The sequence below is a fragment of the Bradyrhizobium jicamae genome (genome assembly GCF_001440395.1).
Taxonomy (GTDB): Bacteria; Pseudomonadota; Alphaproteobacteria; order Rhizobiales; family Xanthobacteraceae; genus Bradyrhizobium; species Bradyrhizobium jicamae.
The window spans coordinates 22,624-46,272 of sequence record NZ_LLXZ01000101.1 but is presented as its reverse complement, the minus strand read 5'-3'; the positions used below and the strand labels follow the sequence as shown (position 1 = coordinate 46,272).

General features: G+C 63.0%; 29 protein-coding genes. 18 read left to right on the top strand and 11 right to left on the bottom strand.

The annotated features are described in order from the left end of the window. Window positions 1-139: 139 nt before the first annotated feature. A complete protein-coding gene (locus CQ12_RS15845; protein WP_057836228.1) occupies window positions 140-490 on the bottom strand; it encodes a helix-turn-helix domain-containing protein in 351 nt (116 codons plus the stop codon). Between the two features lie 149 nt (window positions 491-639). Between CQ12_RS15845 and CQ12_RS15840 the strand changes: the two genes are divergently transcribed. Then, window positions 640-1,512 carry an MBL fold metallo-hydrolase gene (locus tag CQ12_RS15840; RefSeq protein WP_083519306.1) on the top strand — a complete coding sequence of 291 codons (873 nt, stop codon included), beginning with the start codon at window positions 640-642 and terminating at the stop codon, window positions 1,510-1,512. Window positions 1,513-1,795: 283 nt separating this feature from the next. Here the strand turns inward: CQ12_RS15840 and CQ12_RS15835 are convergent, their stop codons facing one another. Further along, window positions 1,796-2,146 (bottom strand): hypothetical protein, encoded by a 351-nt coding sequence (locus tag CQ12_RS15835; RefSeq protein WP_057836227.1) that lies wholly within the window; start codon window positions 2,144-2,146, stop codon window positions 1,796-1,798. A gap of 170 nt (window positions 2,147-2,316) precedes the next feature. On the opposite strand from CQ12_RS15835, the gene CQ12_RS15830 reads away from it, so the two are divergent. From CQ12_RS15830 to CQ12_RS15820, 3 genes are read left to right on the top strand one after another with little or no spacing between them, the layout of a single operon-like run. Continuing rightward, window positions 2,317-2,856, top strand: coding sequence for a DUF1993 domain-containing protein (locus CQ12_RS15830; protein ID WP_057836226.1), 540 nt, complete (start codon window positions 2,317-2,319; stop codon window positions 2,854-2,856). Window positions 2,857-2,885: 29 nt separating this feature from the next. Then, window positions 2,886-3,629, top strand: coding sequence for a class I SAM-dependent methyltransferase (locus CQ12_RS15825; protein WP_057836225.1), 744 nt, complete (start codon window positions 2,886-2,888; stop codon window positions 3,627-3,629). A gap of 9 nt (window positions 3,630-3,638) precedes the next feature. After that, window positions 3,639-4,136, top strand: coding sequence for a GNAT family N-acetyltransferase (locus tag CQ12_RS15820; protein ID WP_245309936.1), 498 nt, complete (start codon window positions 3,639-3,641; stop codon window positions 4,134-4,136). 28 nt (window positions 4,137-4,164) lie between these two features. Here CQ12_RS15820 and CQ12_RS15815 read toward each other — a convergent pair whose 3' ends face one another. Next, entirely contained in the window at window positions 4,165-4,665 is a 501-nt protein-coding gene (locus CQ12_RS15815) for a peptide deformylase (RefSeq protein ID WP_057836238.1), read from the bottom strand. Between the two features lie 193 nt (window positions 4,666-4,858). Between CQ12_RS15815 and CQ12_RS15810 the strand changes: the two genes are divergently transcribed. Next, the gene (locus CQ12_RS15810; protein ID WP_057836224.1) at window positions 4,859-6,070 is read left to right on the top strand and encodes an MFS transporter; all 1,212 of its coding nucleotides are present in this window, start codon (window positions 4,859-4,861) and stop codon (window positions 6,068-6,070) included. A gap of 44 nt (window positions 6,071-6,114) precedes the next feature. Here CQ12_RS15810 and CQ12_RS15805 read toward each other — a convergent pair whose 3' ends face one another. From CQ12_RS15805 to CQ12_RS15790, 4 genes are all read right to left on the bottom strand, one after another. Continuing rightward, window positions 6,115-7,095 (bottom strand): thioredoxin family protein, encoded by a 981-nt coding sequence (locus CQ12_RS15805; protein WP_198164165.1) that lies wholly within the window; start codon window positions 7,093-7,095, stop codon window positions 6,115-6,117. A gap of 2 nt (window positions 7,096-7,097) precedes the next feature. After that, the gene (locus CQ12_RS15800; protein ID WP_057836222.1) at window positions 7,098-7,799 is read right to left on the bottom strand and encodes a cytochrome c biogenesis CcdA family protein; all 702 of its coding nucleotides are present in this window, start codon (window positions 7,797-7,799) and stop codon (window positions 7,098-7,100) included. Window positions 7,800-7,825: 26 nt separating this feature from the next. Next, the gene (locus CQ12_RS15795; protein WP_057836237.1) at window positions 7,826-8,227 is read right to left on the bottom strand and encodes a cupin domain-containing protein; all 402 of its coding nucleotides are present in this window, start codon (window positions 8,225-8,227) and stop codon (window positions 7,826-7,828) included. A 78-nt stretch (window positions 8,228-8,305) separates the two neighbouring features. Then, window positions 8,306-8,980, bottom strand: coding sequence for a VOC family protein (locus tag CQ12_RS15790; RefSeq protein WP_057836221.1), 675 nt, complete (start codon window positions 8,978-8,980; stop codon window positions 8,306-8,308). 149 nt (window positions 8,981-9,129) lie between these two features. On the opposite strand from CQ12_RS15790, the gene CQ12_RS15785 reads away from it, so the two are divergent. From CQ12_RS15785 to CQ12_RS15775, 3 genes are all read left to right on the top strand, one after another. Next, complete coding sequence (locus tag CQ12_RS15785; RefSeq protein ID WP_083519305.1) at window positions 9,130-9,657, top strand: MarR family winged helix-turn-helix transcriptional regulator; 528 nt, start codon at window positions 9,130-9,132, stop codon at window positions 9,655-9,657. Window positions 9,658-9,725: 68 nt separating this feature from the next. Then, complete coding sequence (locus CQ12_RS15780) at window positions 9,726-10,703, top strand: SDR family oxidoreductase (protein WP_057836220.1); 978 nt, start codon at window positions 9,726-9,728, stop codon at window positions 10,701-10,703. A 33-nt stretch (window positions 10,704-10,736) separates the two neighbouring features. Continuing rightward, a complete protein-coding gene (locus tag CQ12_RS15775; RefSeq protein ID WP_057836219.1) occupies window positions 10,737-11,438 on the top strand; it encodes a GNAT family N-acetyltransferase in 702 nt (233 codons plus the stop codon). A gap of 23 nt (window positions 11,439-11,461) precedes the next feature. Here CQ12_RS15775 and CQ12_RS15770 read toward each other — a convergent pair whose 3' ends face one another. Then, complete coding sequence (locus tag CQ12_RS15770) at window positions 11,462-11,911, bottom strand: SRPBCC family protein (RefSeq protein WP_057836218.1); 450 nt, start codon at window positions 11,909-11,911, stop codon at window positions 11,462-11,464. Window positions 11,912-12,044: 133 nt separating this feature from the next. On the opposite strand from CQ12_RS15770, the gene CQ12_RS15765 reads away from it, so the two are divergent. From CQ12_RS15765 to CQ12_RS15740, 6 genes are all read left to right on the top strand, one after another. Continuing rightward, window positions 12,045-13,130, top strand: coding sequence for an adenylate/guanylate cyclase domain-containing protein (locus tag CQ12_RS15765; protein WP_057836217.1), 1,086 nt, complete (start codon window positions 12,045-12,047; stop codon window positions 13,128-13,130). Window positions 13,131-13,156: 26 nt separating this feature from the next. Beyond that, window positions 13,157-13,534, top strand: coding sequence for an ArsR/SmtB family transcription factor (locus CQ12_RS15760; protein WP_245309935.1), 378 nt, complete (start codon window positions 13,157-13,159; stop codon window positions 13,532-13,534). Between the two features lie 14 nt (window positions 13,535-13,548). Further along, window positions 13,549-14,085 (top strand): SRPBCC family protein, encoded by a 537-nt coding sequence (locus CQ12_RS15755; RefSeq protein ID WP_057836215.1) that lies wholly within the window; start codon window positions 13,549-13,551, stop codon window positions 14,083-14,085. Between the two features lie 55 nt (window positions 14,086-14,140). Further along, window positions 14,141-14,890 (top strand): DUF899 domain-containing protein, encoded by a 750-nt coding sequence (locus CQ12_RS15750; protein ID WP_057836214.1) that lies wholly within the window; start codon window positions 14,141-14,143, stop codon window positions 14,888-14,890. Next, window positions 14,887-15,153, top strand: coding sequence for a hypothetical protein (locus tag CQ12_RS15745; RefSeq protein ID WP_057836213.1), 267 nt, complete (start codon window positions 14,887-14,889; stop codon window positions 15,151-15,153). Before CQ12_RS15750 ends, CQ12_RS15745 begins: the two co-directional genes overlap by 4 nt. A gap of 153 nt (window positions 15,154-15,306) precedes the next feature. Further along, window positions 15,307-16,233: a DUF2167 domain-containing protein gene (locus tag CQ12_RS15740; protein ID WP_057836212.1), complete on the top strand. Its 927-nt coding sequence runs from the start codon at window positions 15,307-15,309 to the stop codon at window positions 16,231-16,233. 87 nt (window positions 16,234-16,320) lie between these two features. Here the strand turns inward: CQ12_RS15740 and CQ12_RS15735 are convergent, their stop codons facing one another. Then, window positions 16,321-17,646: a TROVE domain-containing protein gene (locus CQ12_RS15735; RefSeq protein WP_057836211.1), complete on the bottom strand. Its 1,326-nt coding sequence runs from the start codon at window positions 17,644-17,646 to the stop codon at window positions 16,321-16,323. Between the two features lie 1,373 nt (window positions 17,647-19,019). Between CQ12_RS15735 and CQ12_RS15730 the strand changes: the two genes are divergently transcribed. Further along, window positions 19,020-20,198, top strand: coding sequence for an alpha-hydroxy acid oxidase (locus CQ12_RS15730; RefSeq protein WP_057836210.1), 1,179 nt, complete (start codon window positions 19,020-19,022; stop codon window positions 20,196-20,198). A gap of 36 nt (window positions 20,199-20,234) precedes the next feature. On the opposite strand, the gene CQ12_RS15725 is transcribed toward CQ12_RS15730, so the two are convergent. Next, entirely contained in the window at window positions 20,235-20,801 is a 567-nt protein-coding gene (locus tag CQ12_RS15725; protein WP_057836209.1) for a putative glycolipid-binding domain-containing protein, read from the bottom strand. A gap of 171 nt (window positions 20,802-20,972) precedes the next feature. Here CQ12_RS15725 and CQ12_RS15720 point away from each other — a divergent pair, with 171 nt between their 5' ends. The 3 genes from CQ12_RS15720 (at window position 20,973) to CQ12_RS47695 (ending at window position 23,109) form a co-directional block, all read left to right on the top strand. Continuing rightward, the gene (locus CQ12_RS15720; RefSeq protein ID WP_057836208.1) at window positions 20,973-21,323 is read left to right on the top strand and encodes a Lin0512 family protein; all 351 of its coding nucleotides are present in this window, start codon (window positions 20,973-20,975) and stop codon (window positions 21,321-21,323) included. 63 nt (window positions 21,324-21,386) lie between these two features. After that, entirely contained in the window at window positions 21,387-22,967 is a 1,581-nt protein-coding gene (locus tag CQ12_RS15715; protein ID WP_057836207.1) for a dihydroxy-acid dehydratase domain-containing protein, read from the top strand. Beyond that, window positions 22,864-23,109, top strand: a complete 246-nt coding sequence (locus CQ12_RS47695; RefSeq protein WP_430642215.1) for a dihydroxy-acid dehydratase domain-containing protein — start codon at window positions 22,864-22,866, stop codon at window positions 23,107-23,109. The genes CQ12_RS15715 and CQ12_RS47695 overlap by 104 nt, the downstream gene beginning before the upstream one ends. 30 nt (window positions 23,110-23,139) lie before the next feature. On the opposite strand, the gene CQ12_RS15705 is transcribed toward CQ12_RS47695, so the two are convergent. Next, window positions 23,140-23,646 (bottom strand): GNAT family N-acetyltransferase, encoded by a 507-nt coding sequence (locus CQ12_RS15705; RefSeq protein WP_057836205.1) that lies wholly within the window; start codon window positions 23,644-23,646, stop codon window positions 23,140-23,142. Between the last annotated feature and the right edge of the window lie 3 nt (window positions 23,647-23,649).

Below are 23,649 nucleotides of genomic sequence, written 5' to 3'. Positions count from 1 at the left end.
CGGACTCTGACACCGCGCAATGTGCAGCGCGTCCCAAATGGGTAATATTAACGCGTGAACGGTCGTGTTTTTTGCAGGCCGCGCGCGGTGAATTCGGAATCGGTTCGCCGTACGATTTTCGGGAACCGCCTTCGGACTGCTATCTCACCGTAAGCTGCCGCAGGGCGGCGGCCGGGTCGAAGCCGAGCGCCGCGCCGGCGCGGCCGTTGTCGTCTTGCGCGCGCGCTATCGCCAGTTCGCGCACCTCGCCAGGCGTGATGCCGAAGCGGTGACGGAAGGCGCGGATGAAGGTGTTGTCGCTGCTGAAACACGATTCGAATGCAAGATCGATCAGGCGCGCCCCGTTGCCTGCAGGCGACATCAACCGGCGGAAAGCGCGGTCGAGCCGGCGCTCCCGGATGTAGCGGTAGAGCCCGCCGTCGGGCTCCAATAGCCGGTAGAGCTGGGTGCGCGAAACGCCGAATCGCTTGCAGAGCGTCTCGGTGGTCAACGACGGCGCCTCGATCTCGGCCTCGATGTGGCGCTTGATCGCGGCGACGAGCGCACCGCTAGCGGCACTAGCGATGGCGACTTCGGCGCTGCCTTCTTTTCGCAGCCGTCAATGCGCAGACCAGGGCTGACAGCGATTTCAAGGTCACATTGCTCGGCACCGGTACGCCAATTCCTGATCCGGATCGGTTCGGCCCTAGCACGCTCGTAGAGGCAGGAAATCAGAAACTGCTGTTTGACGCTGGGCGGGGCGCTACTATCCGTTTGCGGCAAATCAACATGACGAAGGGCACGATCATGAGCAAGGTCGATGCTCTTTTCCTTACCCACTATCATTCGGACCACACGTTGGGCATCCCTGACCTATGGCTCACGGGGTGGCTGAATAATAGCCGGAAGGAGCCATTTCGGTTGATTGGCCCGGTTGGCGCGAAGTCACTGATGACCAGCCTCGAAGCTGCTTACGCTCTCGACATCAAAATCCGGCTAGAGGACGAAAAGCTGTCGCCTGAGGGTATCGCAACGGTCGTGGAGGAGTTCGAGAAGGACGGCGTCGTCTATGACAGGGACGACGTCAAGGTGATCGCTTTCACGGTCGATCACGGGGCGGCCATCAAGCCCGCCGTGGGTTATCGTATTGAATACAAAGGTCGCGCGGTGGTGATTTCGGGCGACACCCGCTACGACCAAAACGTTATAAAATATAGTGCTGGTGTTGATCTGCTCATTCACGAGGTTTGTGTCGCTCGAACTGAACTGCTGTCCTCAAATCCGTACATGCGGCGCGTCATGGACCACCACACTAGTCCCCGAGAAGCCGGGCAGGTGTTTTCTTTGGCCAAGCCGAAACTGGCGGTTTATTCCCATCTAGTCTTTCTCGGCAGCGACAAAATTCCTCGGGCAACCGTTGAAGATATCGTGGCAGGAACGCGCGAAACCTATGACGGCCCGCTCCAGGTCGGTGCGGACCTGATGTCCTTTGAAATTGGCCATACTGTTATCGTGCGTCAACGCAATCCGTAGAAGAAGATGCAAACCTCGGGCGCAAATGCGCCGCGAGATCGCGAAGTCATACTCCGCTGTCATCCCCCGCGAAGGCGGGGGACCAAGTATTCCAGAGACGTCCATGATTGAATCGATAGGCCGCGGCGTACTGGATCCCCGCATGCGCGGGGATGACACTGGTATGTTGCGTCGCAATCTCGACGTCATTGCGAGCGCAGCGACTTGTCCGCCGTAGCTCGAAGAGCGAAGGCGGAAGCGATCCATGGCGCGGCGTAGCGGATGGATTGCGCCAACCGTAAAACTAATACCGCGGCGTATTGTACTGCGGACAGCGATGCACGTAGTCCCAGGGGATGTCATAGACGCAGGTGTAACGTAGGTCGTCCGACTGCTTGATTGGCGGCGGGGCCTCCACGATCACCGGTCGGTCGATATCGCTCGGCAGACCGTAGACGATGCCGCCAGGCCAGAAGCCGCTTACGCCCCGGTGATGGTGATGATGGTGCCCCGAGTTGGGGAATGCCGGGAAAGCCGGACGCGTTAGAGCGGCGCCCGCGCCGCGTGCCGCGGCCGGATCGGCCGATGCTTCGCCCGCGGCAAGGACAAGCGCGACGGCGCTGAGGGATGCAATAAATGTCGTTCGATAGGTCATGGCACTCACCCATTGAGAGGTTACTGGGCAGCATTCCCAAAACGCTAAGCCGGGCCTTTCGTGCCCGCAAAGACATAATTAATTATTGGTTAAGGCGTAATCTTAATGGTGCGGCGAACGACGTGAAAGTCCGCCCGGGGGCGGCTGAGTGAAGCAGGAGTTGCCAGGGGATGTCCGATCCAGTGCTGAAACGAACGACCGAAATCTTTACGACGCGATTGCAGGTGCTTGCCGGTCTGCTTGACGCCGCCGAGACACAATGGCGCGAGAAGGCGGAGAGCCCTGAAACGCTGCTGGCAGCCCGGCTGTCCCATGACATGTTTCCATTCCCGCACCAGATCGTCTTCACCTGCAACCAGCCCAATCAGTTCGCCGCCTGGTGTAGCGATGCGGCGGCGCCCGAGGCCGATCCGGCGAAGCTGGATTTTGCCGGGCTGAAGCGGCATGTGCAGGACACGATCGCCTATCTGTCGGAACGGACCGCAGGGATCGATGACCGCGTGCTCGATCGCGACAAGCGGATCGCTCTGCCGGGCGGCAGGTTCATTTCATTCACCGGCCATCTCTATGTCGACGAATGGCTGCTGCCCAATTTCTACTTCCATCTCGTCACCGCCTACGACATCCTGAGGCATCAGGGCGTGCGGATCGGCAAGGCCAACTACATGGCGCATCTGGCCGGGCGGGTGCGCACCGCGAAGGCGGGGTAGCGGCGGGAGCAGGGGTATAAGCAATCGCAATGGGTGACATCTACGACCCCCAGTTCGTGAAGGCCGTCTTCGACCGCTGCTCGGACCGCTACATCACCTTCAGCCTGATCTGCTCGTTCGGCTTCACCGAGCGCTGGCGCAAGCAATGCGTGGCGGCGATGCCGGCGCTGCCCGGTGGCGGTGCGCGCGGCTACGATCTGATGGCGGGGACCGGCGAGGTATGGCCGCATCTGTTGAAGCGGTTCGACGATGTCGGCGCGATCACCGCGGTCGATATCTCCTCCGGCATGCATCGCCGCGCCATGGAGCGGCTGCACGCCCATCGCGCCCACCGGATCGAGTTCATCGAGGACGACGTGCTGGCGAGCGATCTGCCGCCGGAGAGCGCGGATTTCGTCATCTCCACATTCGGCTTGAAGACGTTCAACCCGGAACAGCATGCCCGCCTGGCCGCCTTGCTCGCGCGCGTGCTGAAGCCCGGCGGCGTCTTCTCCATGATCGAGGCGTCGGATCCGAAAGGGTGGTGGCTCCGGCCGCTGTACCTGCTTCACCTCAAGGTGGTTCTACCGCTGATCGAGCGCACGCTCCTGCGCGGCGCGCAGGATTTTGCGATGATCGGCACCTACAGCACCAATTTCGGCAATGCGGCCGAGATCGCGGCCATGCTGCGCGCCCACGGCCTGGAGGTAAAGTTCACGAAGTATTTTTTCGGCTGCGCCACCGGCGTCGCCGGCCGCAAGATCGCGCCGATGGTCGAACCATCGGCCAAATGAAGGTGAACGATGGCGGATGATGCTGCGATGACGGCGCGGCCGCCTGATCCGTCCGAAACCACCGTACTTGCGCGCCTGTGGTACGACGGCTGGCAGGATGCCCACGCCGCGATCCTGCCGGCAGAATTGGCACAGGCGCGCACGCTCGAAAGCTTTGCCGAGCGGATGATCGCCGCGCTCGCCGACGTGCGGGTGATCGGGCCGCGAGGCGCACCGCTGGGCTTCGCGATGCTGAAGGGCGATGAGCTCTACCAGTTCTATGTGGCCGCGGAAGCGCGCGGCGCCGGTACGGCCGCCGCGCTGATGACAGATGCGGAAGCGCGGTTGTCGGAGCGGGGTGTCGAAACGGCGTGGCTCGCCTGCGCGATCGGCAACGCGCGCGCCGCCAGATTCTATGAGAAGTGCGGATGGTATCTCGCCAGAACGATGATCAGTCGCCTCGACACGGCCGATGGCCCGTTCGACCTGGAAGTCTGGCGCTACGAGAAGCGGCTGGCGCGTCGGTAAAGTCGATCATCCGTTCGGGTCAGGCGCTCTAGGCGTTGCGCGACATCTTGTCGAACCGCTTGATCAGCCGCTCGCGCTTGAGGCGGGACAGCCGTCTGATCCAGAACACGCCGTCGAGCTGGTCGATCTCATGCTGATGGCAGACCGCGCGCAGGCCTTCCGATTCCTCGGTCTGCGGGTTGCCGTCGAGGTCGTGATAGCCGATCCGGACCCGCGCATGGCGGCTCACCTCGTCGTTGACGCCGGGCATCGAGACGCTGCCTTCCCGGTGCAGGATCGTCTCTGATGATGCCCAGATGATCTCCGGATTGACATAGGTCCGCGCGCCCTCGACCGGGTCGAGTTCGAGCACCACGACCCGCAACAGGATGCCGATATGCGGCGCGGTGATCCCGATCCCTGGCGCGGCATGCATGGTCTCGAGCAGGTCGGTGGCGAGGTCGCGCAGCGCGCCGTCAAATGTGGTTACGGGCTCGGCCGGGAGCGCAAGCTGCGGGTCGGGATAACGGAGGATGGGACGGATGGTCATGATCCTGATGGCATAATACCGTTGGCGCCTTGCGCCAAGACCGGCGAGGCGCACGCTCATCGAGGGGAGGGCAAGGCCCTTGCTGCGCCGCCTGCTGCTCGCAAAAAAGTGAGGCGGCGTGCCCGGCGACCTGTAGCTTTCGACCGATCCCATTCGTCTTCCACCCAGAGAAAGCAAAAAGTGGAGAGATGGAATGGAAAACGCGCGCTATCGCTGGGTCATCGTCGCGGCCGGCGGCTTGCTAGGCTGTGTCGCGATCGGCGGCATGTTTTCACTGCCGGTGTTTTTGCAGCCGATCGCGCGAGATACCGGCTGGTCGGTGACCGGCATATCCAGCGCCATGACCGTCGGCTTCCTCGCGATGGCCTTCACCAGCATGGCCTGGGGTACCTTGTCCGACCGGCTGGGACCGCGGCCGGTGGTGCTGACCGGCTCGGTCGTGCTGGCGGCGAGCCTTGGACTCGCCAGCGTCGCGACGTCGTTGGTCGTATTTCAATTCGTGTTTGGGCTGATGGTTGGCGGTGCCGCGGCTGCAATCTTGCCGCCGATGATGGCGACCGTCACCGGCTGGTTCGATACCCATCGCAGCCTTGCGGTGTCGCTGGTCTCCGCCGGCATGGGCATGGCGCCTATGACCATGTCGCCGCTCGCCGCCTGGCTGGTCTCGAACCATGACTGGCGCACCTCGATGCAGATCGTCGCGCTCGTCTGCGCCGCGATCATGATTCCGGTGTCGCTGCTGGTGCGCCGCGCGCCCGCGCTCGAAAGCAAGGCGGCCGCGCCGTCCACCGCTTCGGCGGAACCGGAGATGTCGCTCGCGCAGGCGCTGCGCTCGCCGCAATTCATCATCCTGCTGCTGACGAATTTTTTCTGCTGCGCGACCCACTCCGGCCCGATCATCCACACCGTGAGCTACGCCATCAGTTGCGGCATACCCATGATTGCCGCCGTCACCATCTACAGCATCGAGGGCCTGGCCGGGATGGGCGGCCGCATCGCCTTCGGCCTGCTCGGCGATCGTTTCGGCGCCAAGCGCATACTTGTCTTCGGCCTGCTGGCGCAGGCGTTCGGCGCGCTCGGCTACGTCTTCGTGCGCGAGCTTGCCGCGTTCTATGCCGTCGCCGCATTGTTCGGCTTCCTCTATGCCGGCACCATGCCGCTCTACGCCGTTCTCGTGCGCGAAAACTTTCCGCTGCGGATGATGGGCACCGTGATCGGCGGCACGGCGATGGCCGGCAGCCTCGGCATGGCGACGGGGCCGCTCGCCGGTGGCCTGATCTACGACACCTTTGCGAGCTACGCTTGGCTCTATATCGGCTCGTGGATCATGGGGCTCGGCGCGTTCCTGATCATGATGACGTTCAGGCCGATGATGGCGGCGCGGCCCGCGCCGGTGCCGGCGTAGAGGCAGGAGAGGGCGGAATAGCAGCGCGCATTCCGCCCGATCGCTCAGCCGAACGTAAAGCTGTAGGCGCTGAGGCCGGCCTTGGGTGCTTTCAGCCGCAACACGTGCTTGCCACCCGGGCCGCTGTAGAGGGAATAAAGCCTGCTTACATCGACGGTGATCGGCGGTTGCTGTATGCCGTCGACGATCACGGACAATGTTTGTGGGGAAGCGCTGCCGGCCACGATGTTGACCTTGGGCGCATCGAAGTGAAGCAGGATTTCGTCGCCGTCTGCCGATGAGGTGGCGCGGTCGCCCGTCACGTTCCAGCGGCCGGCGAGCGCGAACCTGTTCTGCGGCACGCTGTCCGGCAGCACGTAAGGCCGATCGCGCGATGCGGCGATTTGCTGATCCACGATGGCGCCGTCGTTCTTTTCCGAACCAAGATACATCTCGGGCGTTGCGACGGCGCTCAAGTCCGGATCGCTCGTTTGCGTGGTGGGCGTGCGCTCGCCGACAAGATGCGCGATGGCGTTTTCCATCTGCTGGTAACCGCCTTCGCCGAACTGCGTCGCGACGATCGTGCCGGATCTGTCGATCAGATATGCAGCCGGCCAATACTGATTTCCGAAGGCGCGCCAGGTGCGGTACTGATTGTCCTGCGCGACCGGATAATGGATGCCCAGGCGCTTGATCGCGGTCTCGACATTGACGCGCTCCTTCTCGAAGGCGAATTCGGGCGTGTGCACGCCGACCACGACAAGACCCTTGTCCTTGTATTGCTCATGCCATTTGGTGACGTAAGGCAGCGTGCGCAGGCAGTTGATGCAGGAGTAGGTCCAGAACTGAACCAGCACGACCTTGCCGCGGAGGCTTTCCGTCGCCAGCGGCGGCGAGTTCAGCCAGGCGGAAATCCCGGAGAACTCCGGCGCGGGCCGGAAGTCCTGCCGCGTCGTTTCTTCGCCTGGCAGCGCGGATGGGCCAAGCTGCGCGATGGCAAGAATGGCAACGATAACGAGGACGATCAGGCTGAGAAGCTTGCGCATGGTCATAGTCCCAGTTGAAGGTTCGGATAAAGCTCCGAAAGCCAGACGGCGAGGATGCTGTCGTATTGCGTGTAGAAGGCCCACGCGACGAGAAGCACCGCCACACCAAATGTTCGCTGCAACGCGACGGTATAGGGCGCAAGTTTCCGCACTTGCGTGGTCGCGTATTGTCCGCCATAGGCGATCAGCAGGATCGGAATGCCGGCGCCGATCGCATATGCGACGAGCAGCAGGGCTGCGCGTGTCAGGTTTTCGGACGTTGCGATCAGCGTGAGAATGGAGCCGAGCACCGGCCCGGCGCACGGTGTCCAGAGCACGCCGAGCGCCAGCCCGACAACGAGGCCGCCTGCATTGCCTGATCCGGCGCTCGTGACGACGCTGTCGGCGAACGAGAGCAGGCCGTTCGACCTCGCGATCAGCCACTCGTACGGCTGCGGCCACAGCAGCAGAACGCCAAAGCTGCCGAGCAGGATGACGGAGACCTTCCGCAAGGTGTCGTGCGACAGGCCAAGGACGGTCGAGAACGAGCCGAACAGGATCGCAAAGCCGGAAAAGGCTGTGATGAAACCGGCCACGAGGAAGAGCGGTCGCCATCCGTCTTGTTTGCCGATGGAGGCGCCCAGCAGGACCGGTAGCAACGGGAGGATGCAGGGCGCTGCCGCCGTCAGCGAGCCGGCTGCCAATGCCAACGCAATCTCGATCATCTCGGACTCTCCTCTGGGCCGCGCTATCACTTCACCAGCGTGAGGAGAGGTTTGCCTTTCTCGACGATGTAGGTGGCGAGTTCGCTGCCGGTGACGCCGCCGGGATTGCGGGCCGAATGAACCACGCCGGCTGGAATGAAGAGCACGTCGCCGGCCTTCAGCGTGACCGGCGGCTTGTCTTCGATCTGATATTCGAGCTGGCCTTCGAGCACATAAATCACCTCTTCGCCGGGATGCGTGTGCTTGCCAAACGCCACGCCGGGCGCGAGGTCGACGCGGACCTGGATGGCCTCGCGTCCGGGCGCGCTGAGATCGTGCCGCTGCAGATCGGTTCGCGTGACGCCGCTCTGCTGCGCCTGCGCGCCAAGCGGCGCCAGAACGGCGCCGGCGACAAGCGCCGCCATTGCCATGATTTGCATCGTCTTCAGCTTGGTCATGTTGAGCTCCTTGGTTTGAGATCCGTCATCGGCGGGTTCGCCGCCGAAGACGATGATCGCTTCGCCTGGTCATGCGGCCTGCTGCTGGCCGTGCTGTTCATTGACGATGTAGTCGGCGTACCAGTCCGGCCAGTTTTCGTCGTGCTTGCCGCCGTTCTGCTTCTCGTATTCGCCATGAGCGGCGGCCGCCCGGCGGAACGCAGCGGCGAGATCGGCCGACGAGTTGAACGAGGTGGCGTTGCCGTCGATGCGTCCGGGCAGTCGCGCAGTGACTTCCTGCAGCAGCCAGCCATTGCCGTCGGGATCGCTGAACGAGGCGTAGGAGCGATAGCTGCCGCGCTCGGGATGCGGACCGCTCAGACGATTGCGTCCGAACAGATAGGGCTCGTCCGTGCCGACGTGCACATCGCCATTTGCGTGAAACACGTCACTGATCGCGACGCCGCGGTCGAGCAGCTCCTTACGGGCGGCTTCGATGTCGGAGACGACCAGATAGAGGCCCTGCGCGGAGCCGGGCGCGGCCGGGGTCACGTTCTTGCCGAAGATGACCGAGGCGCTGGAGCCAGGCGGGGTGAACTGGATCACGCGGTAATCGTCGGGGCCGGCGAAATCGGCGTCGAGCCGCCAGCCAAGGTTTGTGTAGAATTGCTTGGTGCGTTCGACGTCCGCAACCGGGATGACGACGATTTCGAGCTTCAGGTCGACGGCCGGCGTGGCGGGGGTACGGGGGGCTGTAGCGTTCATGTCTCTCTCCTGTTGTTAGATCGTATGCGATATATTCGGATGCGCGCTATAAAGCGCTGCTGATACATGAAGTCAAGCCTTCCGATTTAATCGGATGCGATATATATGGATGCGAGACTTCACATGTTCGTGTCGGAAAGGACGACCCCATGAGACCGAATGACGGTTCCAGGTCCGGTTCAAGCGCCGGAGCCAGGGACAATTCCAAAGACAGTTCAAAGGCTAACCCGAAGCCCAAGCCGTCGCCTGGCGAACGGCGCCTCGGCGACTTCCTGTGCTTCGCGGTCTATTCGGCGAATCTGGCCTTCGGGCGGGCCTACAAGAAGGGCCTGGACGAACTCGGCCTGACCTACCCGCAATGGATCGCGATCGTCGCACTGTGGGAGCAGGATGGCCAGACGGTCAGCGAACTCGGCGAGAAGATGTTTCTGGAATCCAACACGCTGACGCCGATCCTGAAAAAGCTGGAGGCTATGGGCTATCTGCGCCGCCAGCGCGATCCCGCAGACGAACGGCAGGTGCGCATCAGCCTCACCGAGGCCGGTCGGCGATTGCGCGAAAAGGGCATGCACATGAATCTGGTGACCGCGACCGGATTGAAGCCCGACGAGTTTGCGCGGTTGCAGGAAAACGTCGTTACACTTCGCGACAATCTGATCAAGGCGACGGCAGAGTAGGCATGACAATGCGCTCGAGCGGCGCTTTGATGCGATCGGATTGCGGCGGCGCGTGAAGGAGCGGCAGGATGAGCGTGGTGTCACATGGGGCATCGCTTCGCGGACGGATCGCCGTCGTGGCAGGCGCGACGCGCGGCGCCGGCCGTGGCATTGCGGCTGCGCTCGGCGAGGCCGGCGCGACGGTCATCTGTACGGGGCGCAGCAGCGCTCGCGCCGATGCTCCAACGCGATCCGATTATGACCGGCCGGAGACGATCGAGGAGACCGCCGAGCTCGTGACCAGCCTTGGCGGCAAAGGCGTCGCTATTCCCGTCGACCATCTCGAACCGGCGCAGGTCGCGGCGCTGGCGGAGCGTATCCGCGCCGAGCATGGCCGCGTCGACGTGCTCGTCAACGACATCTGGGGCGCCGAAGTGCTGAAAGGCGGGCCGCCGCAGTGGAATACGCCGATCTGGAAACTCGACCTGCAGAAAGGCTTGCGGATTCTGCGGCTCGGCATCGAGACGCATCTGGTGACCTCGCATTACCTGCTGCCGCTGCTGGTCGCGCAGCCCGGCGGCCTGCTGGTGGAAGTCACCGACGGCACGGCCGATTACAACGCAACGCATTACCGCATCTCGGTGTTTTATGATCTCGTCAAGCAGAGCGTGAACCGTCTCGCTTATTCGCAGGGCCACGAACTCGCAGCCCACGACGCCACGGCGGTGGCGATTACGCCGGGTTGGCTGCGCTCGGAAATGATGCTGCAGAATTTCGGCGTCACTGAAACGAACTGGCGCGAGGCGCTGACGGAGCGGGGAGGCGGCAAGCACCAGGCGCCGCCGGATTTCGCGCTGTCGGAATCGCCGCGCTATGTCGGTCGCGCCGTCGCGGCGCTGGCCGCCGATTCCGATCGGTCGAAGTGGAATCAGAAGTCGGTCAGCTCCGGTGAACTCGCGCGCCACTATGGCTTTACGGATATCGACGGCTCGCGGCCCGACATCTGGCGCTACACCGCCGAGGTGCGCGAAGGCGGCAAGATGGCGGACCCAGGTGATTATCGCTAGTTCTGACGTGCATGTGAGAATGAAAGTAGCCCGATGTCCGTTCACAACAACTCCACCCATCCACTCGACCATCCGGTCTGGACCGCGCTCACCACCACGCAACAGTCGCTGGCGGAAGGCGACGCCCGCGCGCGGCGGTATCCGACGGCGATCACGCCATTCGCCGATATGCCCGACATGTCCGCTGAGAGTTTTGCCGCGCTTGGCGCGTTGATGTCGCCGGAGGATATCGCCGTGCTGTTCACGCCCGATCCGGTAACGCCGCCTGCCGATTTCAAGATCGTTCTCGCTGATACCGGCGAGCAGATGATCGGGACGATCCTTGAAACGCCGGCCAATGGCGTCGACATCGTCACCCTTGGTATCGACGACGTGCCGGCGATGATCGAATTGACCGAACTCACCAAGCCCGGCCCGTTCAGCACGCGGACCCATGAGCTCGGCACCTTCCTCGGCATCCGTGTCGATGGACAACTCGTGGCGATGATCGGTGAGCGCATGAAGCCGGCGCACTATACCGAGATCACGGCGGTCTGCGTGCATCCGTCCCATCGCGGTCGCGGCTACGGGCAGATGCTGCTATCGGCCATCTCCCGCCACATCGTGTCGCGTGGCGAAATTCCGTTCCTGCACGTGTTCACCCATAATCATTCGGCTATCGCGCTCTACCGGCGGCAGGGGATGGAAGTCCGCCGCCGCCTCCATGTGACGGTGTTGAAGAAAGCGGATGGATAGTCCGGCGATGAAGGCCTCGACCGCTACCGCGTACCGTTCGGACCACGATCGGGGCCAGGATCCAGGCCGGCGGCCGCCAGCGTCAGCCTGCCGATATAATGCGCCCATCCCTTGGCGTGGCTTGCCTGATGTGTTGCGCTGGGAAGACCGCTATGGGTCATGCGCAGCAACGTGCCGCCATCGTGCTCGATCAGGTCGATCTCGATCAGGCCTGATCCCGGCGGCACCTCGTCATTGCCTTCCCAACCAAAGCTGTAGGCGAGGCGATGCACCGGCACCACCTCGCGGAACGTGCCGCGCGCCGTTGCGCTGCCCACGCCCTTCAGGAGATACAATCCACCGGGATGCATCTCTGTGGTGGCCTCGCTGCCCATCCATTGCACGATCTTCTCGGGGTCCGTCAGGAAGGCGAATACGCTGGCGCGCGGCGCGGCGATCTGGGTCTCGCGCTGGACCACAAATGATTCTGGCATCGAAAACCTCGTTGCTCTCTGGCATGACGGATCGTGCAACCCGCACGAGAACATATGCCGGCGCTTTGATTTACCAAGTGGCGACGATGACAATCAACGATCCTTGCAATTGCTCCCGCCGGATGGCCGGCCCATGCAACTGAACTCGACGCTGACATGGTTGGTCGATGCGGCCAGCACTTCGCCGGGCGCGGACCGGTTCCTCGCCGAACTCGGCACGCGCCTGATCGCGGACGGCGTGCCGCTCGCCGGCGGGGCGCTGACGCTCGCCGTGCCGCATCCAATCATCGCCCGCCGCACCTGGCTGTGGCGAGCCGGGAACGGAGAGGTGATCGAGGCGGTGGGATTTGCGCCGGCGGGATTCGCAAGCGCGGGGCCTTCATCCGGCGATGCGGGGCGGAGCTGGTTGGCAGGGCTCGCCGGTGGCGCGGTGCATGAAGACAGCGTCGGCACAGGCGAGGGCGGGCCGCTGCTCGGCTGGATCGGACCGCGCCGTTTCACCGAAGCGGAAGCCAAACGATTGCGCGAGGCCGCCCGCTTTGCCGCGGCACCGCTCGCCGCCCTCTCGGCGCGTGCGACGCTGTCGGCCGCGCTCGAGGCTTATCTCGGCCGGCGCAGCGCCGCGCGCGTGCTGACGGGACCGCTGCGGCGCGAAGTCGGCGAAACCATTCGGGCGGTGTTGCTCTTTGCCGACCTGCGCAGTTTCACCGCGCTGTCCGAGGCGGAGCCCGCAGCTTCCGTTATCGAAGCGCTGGGCTCCTGGTTCGACTGCATCGCCGGTTCGGTTCACGCCTTCGGTGGCGAGGTGCTGAAATTCATCGGTGACGGCGTGCTCGCGATCTTCCCCGTCGGTGAGAAACCACGCGACGCCTGCGACGCGGCCGTACGCGCCGTTGCTTCCGCGAAGGCCGGCATGGCGCATCTCGACGTCGAGCGGAGAGGGCAAGGGTTGCCCTCGCTGTCGTTCGGCGTCGCGTTGCATCTTGGCGAAATTCTGTGGGGCAATGTCGGCGCGGCCGACCGATTGGATTTCACCGCGATCGGGCCCGCGGTGAATCTGGTCAGCCGGCTCGAAGGACTTTGCCGTCCACTCGGCCGCACAGTTCTGATCTCAGGCGCGGTAGCCGCTGAAACGACGGCGACCCTTGTTCCGCTGGGAACACATGATCTACGCGGCATTGAAGCGCCCTGCGCCGTTTACACCGTGCTGGATAACTAAGGCGGATCACGAAAACGTTAAACCGAATGGTTGACTATCCGTCTCGCACATCTATATTAAACCACATGGTTGAACAAAATCTCGATGCCGTTTTTCATGCCCTCGCGGATCCCACGCGACGGGCGATGCTTGGACAATTGGCCGAACGCGAAAGCACGATCGGGGAACTGGCGACGCCGTTCCACATGAGCTTCGCCGGCGCATCCAAGCACGTGCGGGTGCTGGAGAATGCCGGCCTCGTGAAACGCACAATCCGCGGCCGCACCCATCTGTGCCGCCTCGAAGCGGCCCGGCTCGCGGAAGCCGATGCGTGGCTCAGGCGTTACGAGCGTTTTTGGAGCGACAATCTCGATCGGCTGGAAGCGCTGTTGCGCGCGGAAGACGAGGCGAAGGCCAGGAAGTGAAGGAGTGTGGAGCGATGAATTCAACGACGAAGCCCGAAGCCTATGGCGAATTGCCCGAGCCAAGAACGCTGAAAATCCAGCGGCTGTTGCCGGGGCCGATCGAGCGCATCTGGGCCTATCTCACCGACAGCGAACTGCGCCGCAAATGGCTGGCCGCAGGCGAGATGGATGCGAAGGTCGGCGCGCCCCTCGAGCTCGTCTGGCGCAACGACGAATTGACCGACCCGCCCGGCGAGCGCCCGGCCGGCTTCGGCGGTGGCGAGCATCGTATGCAGAGCCGGATCACCGAATTCGATCCACCGCGAAAATTGTCGATCACCTGGAACGGCACCGGTGATGTCACGTTCGAACTGGAGCCGAAAGGCAAGGGCGTTCTGCTCACGATCGTGCATCGGCGCTTCCCCGACCGCGCCACGCTGCTCAAGCACATGGCCGGCTGGCACATGCATCTCGATGTCCTGGTGGCTCGTGCAAGCGGCGAAGAGCCTGCGCCGTTCTGGGATGGCTGGAGCAGACTCATGAAGGAATACGACGCCCGTCTGCCGGCCTGATGCTGCAAATCGATCGACTCAAGCAACAAGCATCACGACAAACAGGAGGTTAGCCATGCAGATTCACACCGTTTCGGCGCAGGAATGGGAAGCGGCACGCCAGCAATTGCTCGCGAAGGAAAAAGAAGTGACCCACGCCCGTGACGCGCTCGCCGCCGAGCGCCGGCGGATGCCGTGGCTGGCGGTCGAGAAGGAGTACAAGTTCGACGGCCCCAACGGCAAGGCGAGCTTGCGCGACCTGTTCGAAGGCCGGCATCAACTGATCGTCTATCGCGCCTTCTACGAACCCGGCGTGTTCGGCTGGCCGGACCATGCCTGTCGCGGCTGCTCGATGGTGGCCGACCAAGTCGCGCACCTCGCCCATCTCAACGCCCGCGATACGACGCTGGTGTTTGCCTCGCGCGCGCCGCAGGCGGACATCGCGCGGCTGAAGAAGCAAATGGGATGGGAGATGATTCCCTGGGTCACCGTTACCGACAGCTTCGATGCCGATTTCGGCGTAGACGAGTGGCACGGCACCAATGTGTTCTTCCGCAACGGCGGCAAGATCTACCGCACCTACTTCATCAACAACCGTGGCGACGAGCAGATGGGAGGCACCTGGAACTACCTCGACATCACGCCGCTCGGCCGCCAGGAGGTGTGGGAGGACTCGCCTGAGGGCTATCCGCAGACGCCGACCTACAAGTGGTGGAATTGGCACGACAGCTACGTCGAGGGCGCAGCGCCCGACAAGAGGTGGGTCGAGGTGTCGGACGCCGGCGAGGCCGCGTTCCGGAAGCAGAGCGCGAGCACAAAGAAATGAGCGAGTCCTGCTCCGGCGGGTCTGACGGCACTGTCGCTGGCTGGCTATCGCTGGCGGCAGCGCCGACATTTGCGATCATGGCGCTGCTTTCGGCCATGATCGGCAGCGGCGCGCCCGACTATCTATGTTCGGCCGCGCACGCATCCTTCATCGGCGGCATGGTGCCAATGTACATGCTGATGAGTGCCTTCCATTTGGCGCCCTGGCTGAAGCTGATCTCGAACCGCAGCCGACCATCTCGGCTCGGCAAAAGCCGGGCGTGAGACGCAGAGTTCGACGCTTTCGAACAATCCATTGACCAATTTTCGCCACTCAGTCGTCAAGCGACTGAGTGATATGTCGTTTCAGTGTCTTGCTATTTATAGTTGTTGATGTGATTCCAATTCATATCAAGGGCGATATTTCGGGAGAGTTCGGTGCATAAGGTGATTTCAGCCGTCGTAGCGTTGTTTGTCGTGTTTGGGGCACCGGCGGCATTTGCCCAGGCGTCGCCACCGAGCGAAGCGTCGCGAAAGGCGGAATTGGCTGCTGCCTGGAAAGCCGCCAGCACGGTAGCCGTCGGCGGGCCCAAGGATGTTTCCCTGATCGATCAGGCGTCGCTGAAGCTTCCGTCCGGGCGTTTCTTCGTGCCGAAGGCCGAAGCCGCCCGCATCTTGCGGGCGCTCGGCAACGTCGTCAACGATGCAAGCCTGATCGGCCTTGTCGTCGGTAACGGGGCGAACGACGGGTGGATCGTGGTGATCCGCTACATCAAGGAAGGCTATATCAAGGATGATGACGCCAAGAACTGGAGTGCCGACGACCTCCTGAAGAATCTGAAGGATGGGGTGGATGAGTCGAACAAGGACCGCATCGCCCGCGGATTTCCCGAGATGCAGGTGATCGGGTGGGTGCAGGCGCCGAGTTACGATGCCGCCACCCATCGTCTGGTCTGGTCGCTGCTCGCCAAGGACAAGGGTGAGCCTGATTACGCGACGAAGAGCATCAATTACAATACTTACGCGCTGGGGCGGGATGGCTACTTCAGCCTCAATCTGCTGTCGACCTCGGAAGGCATCGCCGGCGACAAGTCGGTGGCCCATGAACTGCTCGGCAATCTCGCCTACAACACCGGCAAGCGCTACGAGGACTTCAGCGCCTCTACCGATCGTATCGCGGAGTATGGTCTGATGGCGCTGGTCGGTGGCGCTGCAGCCAAGAAGCTCGGTCTGTTTGCGCTTGTGAGCGCGTTTGTGCTCAAATTCGCCAAGGTCATTCTCATCGGCCTGGCGGTGGTGGGCGCGGGCGTGTTGAATTTCTTCCGTCGCAAGCCGCGCAGCGATTCGGCCGACGGCCAGGCATGAAGAACAGGGCAAGCTTGCCAGATACCCGGGCGCGTGTTGGCGCGCCCGGGGCACTTGTTGTCACGGATCTTGTTGTCACGATGCAGATCAATGCTTCGTCTGTTCCGAAGCCGCGATCCACGCGATGACGGCTTCCGAGAAGCCGTGCACGCGCGTCCACGCATCGTACCCGACACCGTGCTGGTACGAGGCTACATTCACCATATAGCCGCGCCCCTTGGGGTCGGGGACGGTGTCGTGGCTCTGCTCGTCGGTGAAGACGATCAGGCGATCGCCCTTGCGGTCGATCTCGCTGGTGGCCTTTCCGAGATAGGTCCCGTTATGCGGCTGCGAGCCGACGATCTTGTCGCGCAGCGCGAAGCCGCGGCGCGGCGGGATCTTCACGACCTCATTGCTGAACGTGAAGATCTCCACCTCGTCGCAGACCTCGCGGGCGAGGATCGCCAGACCGCAGGCCGCCTCGGCGCGGGTCATCTCGGACTGCGCCGACAGCGGATAGAACATCGACCCTGACACGTCGATCAGAAGCCGCGCGCGGCCCGGAAGCCGTGCATAGCCCTTGATCGACTTCAGCATCGCGGATTCGAGCTCGGGCTCGAAATCCGGCGCATAGCGCGCCGCCGTGATGAAGCGATAGGGAAGGATGCGGTCCGTCCGCATCGCCTCGATCGCGCCTGCGATGGTCCCGTGCGGCACCTCCGCCTTCTGCATCAGGCGCAGGTTACGCAGCAGCGCGAGGCCACCCAGCCGGTTCTCGCCGATCAGCCGCTCGAAGGTTGCGCGCTTGTCCTTGCCGGACGAGAGCGAAACCTCCCAGGTGTCGGGAGAAGCCAGCTCGCCGTCGACGAGCTGCTTCCACACCTTCTCCTGGTCCGCGTCCTTTGGCTTGGCGTGGACCAGGAACAGGACGTCCCTGATACGCACCGCGCCGTCGCGGTCGTACTTCGCGAGCTGATAGGCGTCGAACTTGGTCACCGCGCGCGCAAGGCCCTTCTTGACCTGCGCCGAGACGGGCTGACGCTTGCGCTGCTGCATCGGTCCGAGCGCATCCGCCCAGTAGATTGCAAGCAGCTCCGTCATCCCGTCCGGACGCTGGATCACGCGGGCCAGCGTATCGGCGACCAGCACGCGATGCTTCTCGTGCCGCGCCATCTCGCGCGCCACCAGCAACGGCGCATGCCGAAGCTTCATCGCCTCGCGCGCCTCGATGGCGAGCGCAGCGACCCGCGACGGTTCGACCTGCGGCACCAGAAGCTTGATGCGCTCGGCGATCGCAACGCCGTCCTCGTAGAACTGGTTCTCCCACAAGAGGCAGTTCATCAGCGCGCGCTTCAGCGCCATTTCGGGCGTGAAGCGCTTGGCCTTCGCGCCCTCGAAGGTGAGAGCGCGAACGATCTTGTTCAGTCTGACCATGAAGGCCTCCTCTTGGGGTTGATGATTGATCGGAAAAGGGCGCCGGGGAACAGGCGAGTCTGGACTGCCCTTGCGGGCGTTGTCACACGCTCTATCCTCTGAGCTACGGACTTTGGGTCCGGAAGGAATCGAACCTTCGACCTTGTGAGTGCGAAGTAACAGAACTCTTCACCACCGGCGTTTTTTTGGAAACCACGATCCGGGAACAGGCGATGCTGAGACCCCGGCCCGCAGCTTACCCTGCAGGCCAGGTAGCGCTCTGGCCACTGAGCTACCGGCGCACATGACGCCGGGCGGGATTCGAACCCGCGACCTCTCGATTATCAGTCGAAGTAACAGCGATCTTCACCACGGATCGTGGAGAGGGTTGGCGGGGAACAGACGATGCTGTTGCCGCTCCGAAGAGCATACTCAGCCACGGCATTGCTGCCGGCGGGACTCGAACCCGCGACTCCGGACCGCGATAACGGTACGGCGCTTCTACCGAAGTAACAGACATCTTCACCACCGCCCTGCCGACGCTTGCGCATCGGCAGTTGAAGGGTACGCTGGGGAACAGTCGATATCGGTGTCAATGACAGCAACACAGCTTCTCTCCTTGCTGAGAGAATCTGCGCCGGGCCGCGTGCAAGCCCTCGCGGGGCCGCATCCCGGTGCGTGCGTCAAAGGCGGGAATCGAACCCGCTCTTTCCATGGCGCGAAGTATCCGAAATCTTCACCACCAGCGTCGGTTTAGCCGCGCGTGGCGGCAAACCGGATTTTAAACAAATTTCATGCGCGGCGCTCTGAACTGCGCCGCTACCGCGAACCCCTCAGGGCTCGCTCTGCCATCGGTATCCGGCTTGCGCCTCGTTCCCTCCGACAGGCCCCGCGCTTTCGGGCACACGCCTGCCGGCGTGAGCCCCGGGATCCGGGTCTCCCGTTCCGGCTTGCGCCGGGATGTTTCGAATGAGCCTGCTTCGGACAACAAAAAACCCTCCGGAGCGGCTGGCTCGGGAGGGTCCGTTAGAGCGGACTGTCGATCTCGTTTACGCGAGATCGCTCCCATGAGCCGGGCGTGCGTCATCGATGGACCTGAGGCCATTCGATCCTCTGACGAGCTTTTCGCAACCTTGGTTCATCACTCGGCTCATGTTTGATCGCGAACCCAATGCTCGCGAAGGGCGCGGGAAATACGCCTGTAATTCTGGATTGTCAACCCGAAGAATGGACAAAGTTACACGCACGACGCGACACCGCCGGTGGCTCAAGCGATCAAAGCCGATGTTTCGCTATCGGCACAGCCTGAGGAATCGCTATTCTTGCAGCGACTTATCGCGAAACGGAGCGCGCGGGCGTAAGGTGCTCCTAATTCGTATCAGTTGAGAAATGAGATGCGTCTGAAAAACTGCCACAACTTCCACGATTTTCGCCGAATGGCCAAGCAGCGCCTTCCCGGGCCGATCTTCAACTATATCGACGGTGCGGCCGACGACGAAGTCACGTATCGCCGCAATACGCGAGCCTTCGAAGATTGCGACCTGGTGCCGAACGTGCTGCGCGGCGTGAGCGATGTGAACATGTCGGTCACGATCATGGGGCAGAAGCTGGCCATGCCGGTCTATTGCTCACCGACGGCACTGCAGCGGTTATTCCATCCGCAAGGCGAGCGCGCGGTGGCGGCGGCCGCCGGCAAATACGGCACCATGTTCGGTGTTTCCTCGCTCGGCACCGTGAGCCTCGAAGAAGCGCGCAAGATCAGCGGAGCTCCGCAGGTCTATCAGTTCTATTTCCACAGGGATCGCGGCTTGAACCGCGAGATGATGAATCGCGCCAAGCAGGCCGGCGTGGAGGTCATGATGCTGACCGTCGACAGCATCACCGGCGGCAACCGGGAGCGCGACAAGCGAACCGGCTTCGCCATCCCGTTCAAGCTCACCCTGGCCGGCATGGCGCAGTTCGCGATCAAGCCGGCCTGGGCGATCAACTATTTCATGCATGAAAGCTTCAAGCTGCCGCAGCTGGACACCCATGTCGACATGGGGAGCGGCACCATGTCGATCAGCCGCTATTTCACCGAGATGCTTGACCCCGCGATGAATTGGGACGACGTGGCCGAGATGGTGCAGCATTGGGGCGGGCAATTTTGCCTCAAGGGCGTGATGTCGGCAGCAGACGCCAGACGCGCGGTTGAAATCGGCTGCACAGGGATCGTTCTTTCCAACCACGGCGGTCGGCAGCTTGACGGTTCGCGCAGCGCCTTTGACCAACTGGCCGAGATTGTCGATGCCGTGGGCGACAAGATCGACGTCATCATGGATGGCGGCGTGCAGCGCGGCACGCACGTGCTCAAGGCGCTGTCGCTGGGAGCCAAGGCTGTAGGCCTCGGCCGCTATTATCTCTTCCCGCTGGCTGCTGCCGGGCAGGCTGGCGTGGAGCGTGCGCTCGAGCAGATGCGGGTCGAGATCGAACGCGGCATGAAGCTGATGGGTGTTACATCCGTCGATCAGCTGTCGCGCGAGAACCTGCGCTTCCATGCTGCCAGCTTCACTTCTTCGCGCCACTCCTCGTAGTATCGATGATCCGGGGCCGGCGCCGCAACGCCTTCGTCAGACAGGTGCCACCCGTTCGAAAAGATGCTGATAGCGAAGCACCAGTCCGCGGTTATCCACTTCGAGCTCCGCCTCAAAACCTGCCGAGACCCCGAGATCCACGTAACGTACCCGATCCGGGCCGAGACGGTCGTAGCGTTGACGGGAGCGCTGGATCGTCATGGCTGCTCCATCCACGAAGCAGGTATCGAGTGTGCGACTCTGTCCGGCAGCGGCAGGTGTTCGGCGGATCGGGAAAGTGTTGCAGAACGGGGTGACCGACAGGTCGGGCTCCTCCGCACCGTCGAGATCGGGACGTCGTTGGCCATTAACGCGCCACCCGCTATCCGTCCGCTCAAGGGTGAGGTGAGCGTGCCCGACCGGGCCCCATCGCTCCACGTCCAACGATTGAGCCCGCCAGTCAGGCGTCAGTCTCCAGCGATGGTCGAGGCGAAAGCCGCCGTCCTCCGCGCAGATCACGGTCGATTCCGCCAACACGGCATCCGCGGAAATATGGAGCATCAGCCGCTCCAGGCCGGTGACGTCCGTTCGGCGCCAGAATAGAATCTCGGATTCGCCCTGCAAGATTGGTCCTCGGATTGCACCCAGACCGAGAACGGTTTTGGGCGATATCGGTTCCCGCACGCACCTATCGGTCCGGGTTGTATTCGGACTAATCTTACCTCGTCTGTTGCTCGCGTGAATCGTGAACGCCTGATAGGTGTGTCACCCGAACGGAAACAAATAGGAAAAGCCATGGCACGTGTGCGCTGTATTACCGAGATGGGCATGGGCGTCGACGTTCATGGACGCGACGCCACCAAAGCCGCCAAACGCGCCGTCTCGGACGCGATCCGCCATTCCAGCCTCGGCTTCTTCCGGATGCTGGGCAAGACCGCCAACGACATGTTCGTCGACGTCATGATCGCCGTGCCGAATCCGGAGGGGGTTGATACCGCGGCCGTGGCAAAAGAGTTGCCGTACGGCACCGTGAAAGTGACAGCGGTCGCTGGTGGGCTGGAAATTCCGTCCGAGAGCGGTAACGACCCCATCCTGATAGCCAACGCCGCCGTGATCGTCAGTTTCGACGACGGAAAGACGGCTTGACCTCACTCCTAAACAGGCCGGACGCTGGCATCGGCGATCCAATCAGAAGACCTGGAGCATCTCATGACGACACAGGACAGCAGCACCTACTGGAAGCGATCGCGGGTCGAACTGCGCGCCGCCGGTTTCGATCCGGATCGCGCCGCGGAGACCAGCGCGGTGGTGACCATCGCCAGCGCCTGGACCAATGCCCATCGCTGCAACAACCGCGTTCGCACCATCGCCGATTTCCTGGTGGAGATTCTCGCCGAGCGCGGCGGGCAGGGGCTGGTCGTCGGCGCGCCGGCGGTGTCTGACGCGTTGACGCAGGGCACGCCGACCGCAGGCTACAGCCTCGCATCGCGTGACGTCGTCGCCGACTGCTTCGAGATCGGCCACTACGCCCATCATGGCGACGCCATGATCGTGATCTCCGGCTGCGACAAGACCGGCGCTGCCGCGCTGATGCCGCTGGCGCGCACCAATGCCTTCGGGCTCGTGCTCTATCCCGGCACCAGCACGCCCGGCCGCGTGTCGTTCGGGGCGTGGGCAAGCAAGGGCAACAATCTGACCATCATGGATTACGCCGAGGCGCGCGCCGCGAATGAATCGGGCCGCCTCTCCGGCGAGGAGCTATTGGAAGTCGAGCGCAATGTGATGCCTGGCAGCGGCACCTGCGGCGCAATGTTCACGGCCAATACCATGAGCACGATTGCGGAATCGATCGGCATGATGCTGCCGCGCGGCGCCTCGCATCCCGCCGACTATGACGCCGGCAGCGACATCCACGCCGATGTCCGCGCCCAGGCGCGCGCTTCGGTCGATGCCCTCTACCGGCTGATGGCGGCCGGCATCCGGCCGCGCGACATCATGACCGAGCGCGCGTTCGAGAACGCGATTACGACCATCTATGCGATGGGCGGTTCGACCAACATGTATTTGCATCTGCTGGCGGTGGCGCGTGAAGCCCAGGTGCCGATCACGATCGAGCGCATCCAGGCAGTCGGCGAGCGCGTCCCGCTATTGGCCAATCTGCAGCCGCACGGTCCATTCGCGATGGGCAGCCTGCATGCGATCGGCGGCGTGCCTGTGGTCATGAAGGAATTGCTGCGCGCCGGCTTCCTGCATGGCGATGTGATGACGGTGACCGGAAAGACGCTTGCCGAAAATCTCGCCGATGTTCCGACACTGGAGCAGCTACCGCCGCAGGAGATCGTGTCCCCGGTATCGAAACCGGTTGCGCCGGCCAACAATCACATCAGCGTCCTCAAGGGCAATCTGGCGCCGGAGAGCTGCCTGCTGAAACTGTCGGGCAAGACCCTTGAGAAGGGGCAGTTTCGCGGCACCGCGCGCGTATTCGAGTCCGAAGCCGATACGATGGCCGCGATCCGTGCCGGCGAGATTGTCGCTGGCAACGTCATCGTGGTGCGCAATGTCGGCCCGGTCGGCGGGCCCGGCATGCCCGAGATGGTGATGCTGACCATCCAGTTGCAGGGGGCGGGGGCTCGGCGAGGACGTGGCGCTGATCACCGATGGCCGTTTTTCCGGCGTCTCGCATGGCATCCTGATCGGTCACATCTCGCCAGAAGCCGCGCGCGGCGGCCCGATTGCCGCGGTGCGCGATGGCGACACCATCGTGATCGATCCGGGCGCACGTACCCTTAGTCTCGAGGTGCCGGCGGAAGAGATCGCCCGCCGCATGGCCGGCTGGCGCGCGCCGGCATCGGTGGCGCAGGTGCGGCCGGGATCGGTGCACGACAAATATATCCGCTTGGTTTCGTCGGCCCATTATGGATGCGTGTTGTAAGTACGGGCTATGCGTTTGCGGCATCTGCGTTCAGTCGCGCGACATGATCGATGCAGCAATATCGGTGATAGACCTGAGGAGGATCAGCGGATCATCTTTCGAAGGAATAAAGCCGCGTCGCCTCCAAAAAGCCGCCGCCTCGATATCGACGGCATTGACGATGAGTGCGCGGCCGCCAATCAGGCTGGCCGCAGTTACACAGCGTTGCAGCGCGTGCTTAAGCAGTCCTGTGCCAATTCCCATTCCGCTATGGTTCTGATCTGCGGCAAGCTGCCCCAACAACAGGCAAGGAACTGGATCTGGCGGCTGGCCTGTACGAATCGATCGCGGCAACGTTGCGGGAAGAATCGCCGTAGGCGCGAGGCCGTAATATCCAAGGATACGGTTGGCCTCATGAACGACCATGACGGCCGTAAAGCCCTTCTCTTGATTGGACAGCGCCCGCGTTTTCAGCCATCGGTCCAGCGACGGCTTCCCGCAGGAAAACTCGGAAACGTCGTGAACAGCCGTCAATGGTTCCGGCTCGGAAATGGCCACCCG